The 7,699-nt window shown below is 66.9% G+C and carries 5 protein-coding genes and 1 pseudogene; 2 read left to right on the forward strand and 4 right to left on the reverse strand.

The window, feature by feature from the left end; translation table 11 throughout:
• A pseudogene (locus tag ACZ7IF_RS39085) lies at positions 1 to 780 on the forward strand (hypothetical protein); the annotation flags it as partial.
• Positions 781 to 2,670: 1,890 nt separating this feature from the next.
• Entirely contained in the window at positions 2,671 to 3,312 is a 642-nt protein-coding gene (locus tag ACZ7IF_RS39090; RefSeq protein WP_470981786.1) for a nucleoside/nucleotide kinase family protein, read from the forward strand.
• A 69-nt stretch (positions 3,313 to 3,381) separates the two neighbouring features.
• Here ACZ7IF_RS39090 and ACZ7IF_RS39095 read toward each other — a convergent pair whose 3' ends face one another.
• Genes ACZ7IF_RS39095 through ACZ7IF_RS39110 form a run of 4 tightly spaced genes read right to left on the reverse strand, consistent with a single transcriptional unit; the run spans position 3,382 to position 7,535 of the window.
• Positions 3,382 to 3,948 carry a recombinase family protein gene (locus ACZ7IF_RS39095; RefSeq protein WP_470981794.1) on the reverse strand — a complete coding sequence of 189 codons (567 nt, stop codon included), beginning with the start codon at positions 3,946 to 3,948 and terminating at the stop codon, positions 3,382 to 3,384.
• Between the two features lie 41 nt (positions 3,949 to 3,989).
• On the reverse strand, positions 3,990 to 4,925 hold the full coding sequence (locus ACZ7IF_RS39100; protein WP_470981788.1) for a TniQ family protein: 936 nt from the start codon (positions 4,923 to 4,925) through the stop codon (positions 3,990 to 3,992).
• On the reverse strand, positions 4,870 to 5,967 hold the full coding sequence (locus ACZ7IF_RS39105; protein ID WP_470981790.1) for an ATP-binding protein: 1,098 nt from the start codon (positions 5,965 to 5,967) through the stop codon (positions 4,870 to 4,872). The genes ACZ7IF_RS39100 and ACZ7IF_RS39105 overlap by 56 nt, the downstream gene beginning before the upstream one ends.
• Positions 5,958 to 7,535 (reverse strand): transposase, encoded by a 1,578-nt coding sequence (locus ACZ7IF_RS39110; RefSeq protein ID WP_470981792.1) that lies wholly within the window; start codon positions 7,533 to 7,535, stop codon positions 5,958 to 5,960. The genes ACZ7IF_RS39105 and ACZ7IF_RS39110 overlap by 10 nt, the downstream gene beginning before the upstream one ends.
• Positions 7,536 to 7,699 lie beyond the last annotated feature (164 nt).

Here is a 7,699-nt window from a genome sequence, read left to right on the forward strand (position 1 = left end):
GTGCGGTACGGCAACGTGATCACCAACCTCGTCGGCATCGCCGACGGCCCGCTGACCGCAGACGCGAAGCCTGCCATCCGCACGCTTGCCTCCCTCGACCCCCAGCCGGCCCACCAGGGCGCCGTGGACCTGCGCCCGCACGCCACGTACCAGGGCGCGCCCATCGGCATGACGAACCGGCCCCGCCCCGCACTGACCGAACTCGCCGCCGGCGAGGACCGGCTGTCGAACTGGGAGGGCTCGCGCCTCGGCCGCCCCGCAGCGCTCGCCGACGACCTCTTCGTCATCCCCTTCTTTGCGAAGACCTTCCGCAGCGGCAGCCGCGGACAGCCCTTCGTCTTCGCCCTCGTCGACGACCAGGGCCAGATGACCGGACGCCTCCACGGCCTCCATATGTGGCGCGACTCGCCCTTCACCGGCTTCAACTTCCACGTCACCGCCGACCCGCACCGCGGCCACGCCTTCCACCTCAACCGCTACGGCCTCTACGCCTGGAACAAGGCCGGGGTACTCCGCGCCAAACTGGACACCGACACCAAGGCGTTCAAGCCGCTGATCCACTTCACCCTCGGAGCCTGCACCCCCGACGGAGACCTGTTGCTGGTCCACACCAAGCAGCACCTCATCCTGCGCATCCCCATCCCCGACGACCTCACCGCCCTCTCCGCCACCGTGGAAGAGGCCCTGCGCACCTACACCCGGCAGCGCACGGCCCTGAAGAAGCAGTGGAGCCCGGTCAGCTGGCACTGGACACACTCCGCGCCGGTCCACCGGATCTGACTGCACTTGCCTCGCAGGTCAGAGTCATCCCGCATGGCCGATAGGGCCGGCGCCCACCGCGGTGAGATCTCCTCACCTCATTCACCGCGGCACCGCTGTCCACGACCAGCGCAGTGTCACCGGCCTCCCGTACCGTGACGGTGTCCTTTGCTGTCACCATTCGCCCCTGCTTCACACCGGGTGGGGGAGTTGGGGAGTGAGAGTGGCTTCTACCACGAAGGCCGAGGCACCGGCTGGTCCTGCGCATCAGGTGGGGCAGGACGCCACGCAGTGGCCTGAGAAGCCGTATCTCAACCGATCATGGAACGTGCAAGTCGAACAGGGTTCCCGCCGGGGTGATCTTCTGGCGGTAGGCGCATGAAGGCAGGGCCCCTTGGTAGCTCGGAGGTGCGAACCGAACCGAGCAGTACCAGGAGGCCCTGTTGTCGCAGTTGTACGCGCTCACGCCCGCTGATCTCAACTCGGCAGCCCGATCGTGTGATTGCCTCGCGCACGTGTACGGCAACGCGGCCGATCATCCGGACCGGGTGCGGCGGTATCCCTCCGACATGTCGGACGAGGAGGGGTCCCAGTAGTACCCGCCAAGAAAACAACGGAGTAGCCCCTGAGCTGCGGTGATCCTGCCTCTACGGGGTGTTGCGGTCTGCTGGGGCAGGGCCCTGTCCAGGTGGCGGTAGATGGCTCCCCGCGTAGGCGGGTCGGCTATGGCTTGGCCGGCGGTGGCGGTCTTGCGAGGTGGCGGTAGATGGGGGCCGTTAACGAGCGGCGAACCAGGCGACAAGTAGCCCGCCGGTAACTTTCAGGGCTTCGTTCCGGTCGGCAAGCCGTCAGCCACCACAGCGTGCGCAGGGCCGGTATCCAGCAGCTTCCGCCTCGCCGACCGGCGTCCACCCGGCACTGTTCAGGTGTCGGCCGTCCCCACTGATGAGTCCGCAAGTCTCATCGCGGTGGTACACCTCTCGGTGCCCCGGAAGGCTGGGGCGCACAAGGACGGCTGGCCGCCCACACGAGCGCATCATGATCTGTTCCCGACGTTCCAGGACCTGCCGTTTCTGGGGACGAGGATCATTCGCCTGCTGGAGCTGCCGCCTGGCTCGCTCGACGAGCCGTTCCCTGCCTGCCGGAGCGGACTCAGCCGTGGCCTGGTCAAGCAGCTCCCGGGCAGAGCTGCGCAGTCGTCTGGCTTCCGCAGCCCGCTCTTCTTCGTAGCTTTCTTGGTCCATTTCCAGCTGGTACAGGTCCTCCGACCACGTGTGCTCGCCCGCGTCCTTCGGGCCCGAGGCTTGCGTGAAGCTGAGAATCGGAACGGTCACTGATCCTCCTGGCTCACCGGGCGTTTGAACACCCGGCTTCCTGATAGTCCGTAGCGTCACCGTAGCGGTCGGAGCTTCGTGGCCGTGGTCGTCTTGGACTGGTGGGGTACAAGTCTTCTCTCGGTCCAGGTGTCAACGGGGTCAGGCCGGGATTGCTCCAGGGTTGCGCGCTAGGCGGCTACGGCGAAGTCGGCTGCTGCCCCCTTGGGCGCCTGAAGCCGGCGAGGAGTGCCGCGCTGGCCTCATTCGGTAGTACATGTCCCGTCTCATTTGACCTTGCTTTCACGGGGCCTTCTGACCAGCGTGGATGCGCTTTGACGTGAGAGGGGGCTGCGCCCGTGTCTCACCGCATCGTGCCTGCGCGGAGTAGATGCAGGCGGGTGTTTCACCTCATCGTGTCTGCTGGCTGAAGAAGGATGGCCGTGGCAGGTCGGCGCTTTGAGTGCTGACGGGTGATCTTCCTGGCCGTTGGGCCAGCCGATAGGTTCACCCCATGAGATCACCACAGGCGGACGTGCATCATTCGGCTTCGTCCTGGCAGCAGCCCTGCCCTCCGGCGGCCTCTGTCGAGCGCAGCATGCTGGTCGAAGAGATCGCCAAGCGCATTCTGGCTCTCGGGCAGGGCCGCCTGCTCGTGGGGATCGACGGCTTCACCGCCGCCGGGAAGACGAGCTTCGGGCATGAAGTAGCTGAGTGGATCAGTTCTGCGGGGCGGCCAGTGCTCCGGGCGACTCTCGACGACTTCAAGAAGCCGTGGAGGGATCGGCACCTGTATGACCGGGAGTCCGGTGAGGGGTACTACCGCAACGCATATGACTATGAGGCGGTCAAGAGCCTGCTGCTGGATCCCTGCCGGTCATCGGGAGCGACATCCTGCGTGCTGTGCAGCATCGACCCGCTGACCCAGCGAGATCACTCAGCGGAAGCGACGCCGCTTGGGGCGGACGCGGTGCTGATCGTGGATGGCGTCTTCGCCTTCCGGCCCGAGATCAATGAGTACTGGGACTTCCGAGTCTGGTTGCAGGTGGATGCGGAGCTGTCCGTTCAGCGGGGTGCCGAGCGTGACCAGGACTGGGCCGGATCTGAAGCGGAGTCGATCCACCGGAACAGGTATCTGGTGGCCGAGCGTATCTATCTTCAGGAAGTCGCCCCGTTGCCGATGATGGATGTTGTCATCGACAACTCGGTGTTTGCGCATCCGCAGGTCGTGACACCGTGAAGTCAGCATGCTGCCAGCCGGTGAGCGACTCGGCGAAAGTCACGGAGCGTGATGGCTGCCCTGTGGTCGTCAGTTCGCTGCTTTGGGCGTGATGTAGCGGTAGATGGTGGCAGGTGCGGACTTAAAGGTGCGGGCGATGTTCGGGACTGGGGTGCCGGAGTCGTAGAGCTGTTGGGCTTGCTCGGCCTGCTCGGCCTGCTCGGGGGTGAGGCGTGGTGGCCGTCCGCCGGTCTTGCCTCGGGCGCGGGCGGCGGCCAGGCCGTCGTTGGTGGCGGCGAGTACGAACTCGCGGTGCAGGCCAGCGAAGACGGACATCATGCCGAAGAAGTCGCGTCCGTCGAGGGTGTTGCTGTCGATACCCTGCTCGACGGCATGGAGCCGGATGCCGCAGTCGCGCAGGTCGGTGGCCACGATGATGAGGTTCTGGACGGAGTAGAAGAGCCGGTCCAGCCGCGTGATCGTGATGGTGTCGCCGGAGCGGAGTTGGGGCAGTAGCAGGTCCCGCTCAGGCCAGGCGGTTTTGTGGCCGTTGGTCCGTTCGATATAGATGTGCTCCTCCGCGACACCTACGCCCATGAGGACATTGATCTGCGGGACGGGACTTCGGCCGGCGGCTGCGCGGACGTAGCCGACCATGGCCGGGGCCGACGGTGTCCGCCGCAGAGAGGGTGAGGTCGTCACTGGGCGCTCACCTGCTCACGGTCGGGATGGGTCGGCGGGTGCCAGGGATAGAAGGGGAAGCTGCGGTCATACGGTTCTTCCTCGATCCAGCGGACCAGTGGGTCGCGCTTGCCGGCGTCTTCGAGGGAGTAGCCGGGCGCGGCCCGGGCGCGGACTTCGTGGATGAAGCGACGTAGGTCCCGCTCGTTGCCGGTGAAGGGCAGGAACCGCAGATGGGCGGAAGCGAGAAGGCCAGCGAGGGCGACGATGCCCGGGTAGGTGCAGGCGACGAGGTCGATCTCGTCCTTGAAGGTGACCCATTTCGGGCCGCTCAGTGCGGTCATGCGGCGGTGCCATTGCCGGTCGAACCGGCTGCTGTCCCACCAGCGGAAGGAGATGTCGGTGGCTTCCGCCATCGGGTAGGTGACGGTCGGCTGGCCGTGACGGCGGACGAGGTTGTAGTGGTGCCGCTGTGCGCGGATCACCTCTGGGACGGTGTGCAGGTCGAGTTGCTGTCCGTGGCGGCCGATCCAGCGGCCGTGCCGGAGACAGACATTGGTACTGACCGGGACATGGTGTGAAGCGTGGGTGGTGATGCCCAGCGCGGCCAGGCAGCGGTTGCAGATCGGCCGAACCGTCCACTTCTTGTCGGGCAGCGGTTTGAGGGGCTGGGCGGTGAAGCGGGCGGTCAGTTCCCCGGTCCGCAGGTCAGGCAGGGCCCGCAGGAGCCGGTCGAGGGGGTGCCCGGACAGACAGTGCAGGGCCTGCAACGTGGTGAGCTTGCCGGGGTGGACTTGGTCCGGGTCCTGAATGTGCGCGGACAGCTCCTGGTGAGAGATGCGGTTGGCGGCGGCGAGCCTCCCCAGGTAGGAGCCGGACGTCTCCCGGTGGAGCGGGTCAATGGTCCGGGGGAGCTGTCGCAGCCGCGGACCGGGCAGAGGCGCCGCCGTCACGCGGCGTCACCGATCTCATCATCGTCGTCGCCGGCGGGAGACGGGTTGTCCGACTGGGTGTTGTGGTCGACCGGGATGGAATCGAGCAGGCCCCGTGTGATGCGCTCGCCGCCGTCGATGATCGCGCTGATCGCGGCCGCCCTGATGAGATGGGACAGGCTGCTGATGCTGCCGCCGTGCGCTGGTGAAGATACTTCGCTTGCCTCGCCAGGCCGCCGCAGCGGTGACGGTGCAGCCGCAGGGCCTGCTCCATCGTGGCGATCATCGACCGCCATTCGGCCTGGTTGGGGAGGTTCCCGGTCGTCCGCATCACGCAACGAGCGGCGATCTGTTTCCCCCTCACCCCGCTGAACAGGCCTTCGCGTTCGACGTTGATGCCCGCGTAGATGAACGTGGCGGGGATGTGCTCGGTGAAGTACTTCAGGTGATCCGACATGTCCTTGCCCGTGGATGTCGCCATGTTGATGTTGTGAATCTCATCGACACAAACGAGGTCGCAACGGGCATCCGTGAGGATCTGGCAGACGGTGTCGGCGATGTCCATCTCGTTGTGCCTCGACTTCAGCGGCAGCCCCAGGAAGTGAGCGAAGCGGGTGGCGAGCTTGCGCGGGGAGCCGTTGGGCGGGGCGGAGACGTAGACGACCGGGATGCGGTCGTGCTCGGGGAAGCGCTGACGTACTCGCAGCTCGTGGGTGCGGCCGAGCTGCTTGATGGCGGTGGATTTGCCCGTCGCCCAGGGCCCGGAGACGATCAGGCCGCGGCGGGCGCTGATCTCTCGCCGGTTCACCAGGGTGAGGAGTCTGCCCTGGTGGGTGACCTCGCGGATCGTGGGTGTCTCCACGACGATCAGTTCGGAGTGGTAGTTCACCCGGGCCTCGTCGTACTCGTGGCGGGCCGGATCCTGGAGGGCTTGCCAGTCCTCTTCGGGCAGCAGATTGAAAGTAAGCGGGTCTGCGTTCACGAACCGGCGCCAGCCCTCCAGGGTCGTGGTCGGCAGGCGTCGTTCGTCGGCCATCCCGAACTCGGGGAAGTTCACCACCACTTCTTTGCCTCCTTGCGGGCGTCAAAGACCTTCAGTGGCACGATGTCGGCGATCTGTTCGCCGTCGTCCTCGTCGTCTTCTGCCGCCTCGGGGACCAGTACCGGTGCGGCAGGCTCCGGCGGATCAGGGCGGGGCCAGTCGGGCTGAGCGGTCGCGCGGGTGCGGGCGGCGACCTTGGAGGCGCGGCGCCGGCTGAGGCCGCCGCGGTCCGGCTTGTCCGGTGGCGCCTGTTCCTGTGGCCCGTTGCCCGCGCGGTCGAGGAGGTCGCCCACCGCCTCCGCGATGGCGTCCTCGGTGACCTGACCACCCTGGTTGCGCAGGTTGCGGGCTTCGTGGTTCCAGGCGAGTTCACCGAAGGGGGTGGCAGTGGTCGATAACAGCCGCCAGGGAACGGTGATCCACCGGTCCTCGCGATGGTCGCGCAGCCAAAGGAGGCGAATGTCGTAGGGGTCGTGGCGGACCTCCCACCGGTTCTTCCGCCCGGCGATCCCAGACTTCACCCGCCGCAACCCGTTCAGCTCGTCGCAGTCGTAGATACGGTGGTTGACCTTGATGCCGTAGGAGTTGACCGCCTGCCAGCGGGTGGGCAGCAGCTCCAAATAGTCTTCGGCGCCCAGCGCGAGCGGCAGATAGCCGGCCGTCTCGACGAGTGCGGCGTACTTCTCGTTCGGCGAGAACGTCCGCCCGGGGGCAAGTGGGTCACGCAGCCCGTCATGGGCCCTGGCCTGCCAGCCCGAGCTGATCCATTCCTCCAGAAGTTCCTGGAGCTGGTGCTGAGACCACAGCGGCTGGTCCTCGACCTTGCGGCCGCGGTGCTCGGCCGAGCGTCCGGTGTACCCCGTGACGAACTGGGCGAACAGCGATGCTGCTGAACCCAGAGTCCGCTCGATGTGCGGCTTGTGAGTAGGGGTGCGGGGCGGGGCATGGATCACCTCGGTGCCGAACGCGTTGCAGGCGGCGTGGAAGTTCTTCGACAAGAACGCCTTCCCGCCGTCCACCACGATCGCCTCCGGGATCATCAGCGGGACCGCGGCCGCGTGCCGCAGCCGCTCGTCCACCGACAAAAGCCGCTCGAAGGGCAGCGCGGAGTGCTCCATCCGCAGGGCCTCCGGCCAGCCCGGACGCATCGGCGCCGGGGTCACCGAGCGGGCCAGGAGCAGGGCGGCGTCCACCGACTTCGTGGTCGGCCTCAGCACCGCCGCGGTGATCGAGCGTGTGGCGACGTCGACCATGCCGACCAGCTCGACCCGGTCCACCACCCCGTTGTCCAGCCGCACCAGCACGTCGAACGGCGTGGAGTCGATCTCCATCAGCTCGCCCGGACGGCAGACCGAGACCTGGTCGAAGACCCCGTCTGGCTGATTGGCCAGGGAACGGCGGGTCCGGGCCGAACCAGTCGTGTGCCGCCCCGCTTCCAGTCTGTTGAACAGCCGGTAGAAGGTCGCCCGCGACGGCATCTCGACCGCCGCCCCCTCTATCTGCTTCACCGCCTGGCCGACCCGCGTGAAGTAGTAGCTGACGGTGTGCGTCGAGCCGTCCCGGGCCTGATCCATCAGGCGCCGCAGCACGGGCCTTGACCCCAAATGTTGAACACGTCTATGCGGTTTGGGCCAGGGTAGTCGCTGCTGGTCGGAGGACGTTCTCGTAGGCGATGGGAGACCGTTGACCGAGGCGGGAGTGTCGGCGGCGGGTGTTGTATCGGGTCAGCCAGCGGAAGGCGTCGAGCCTGGCC

Source organism: Streptomyces sp. NPDC037421 (genome assembly GCF_055602105.1).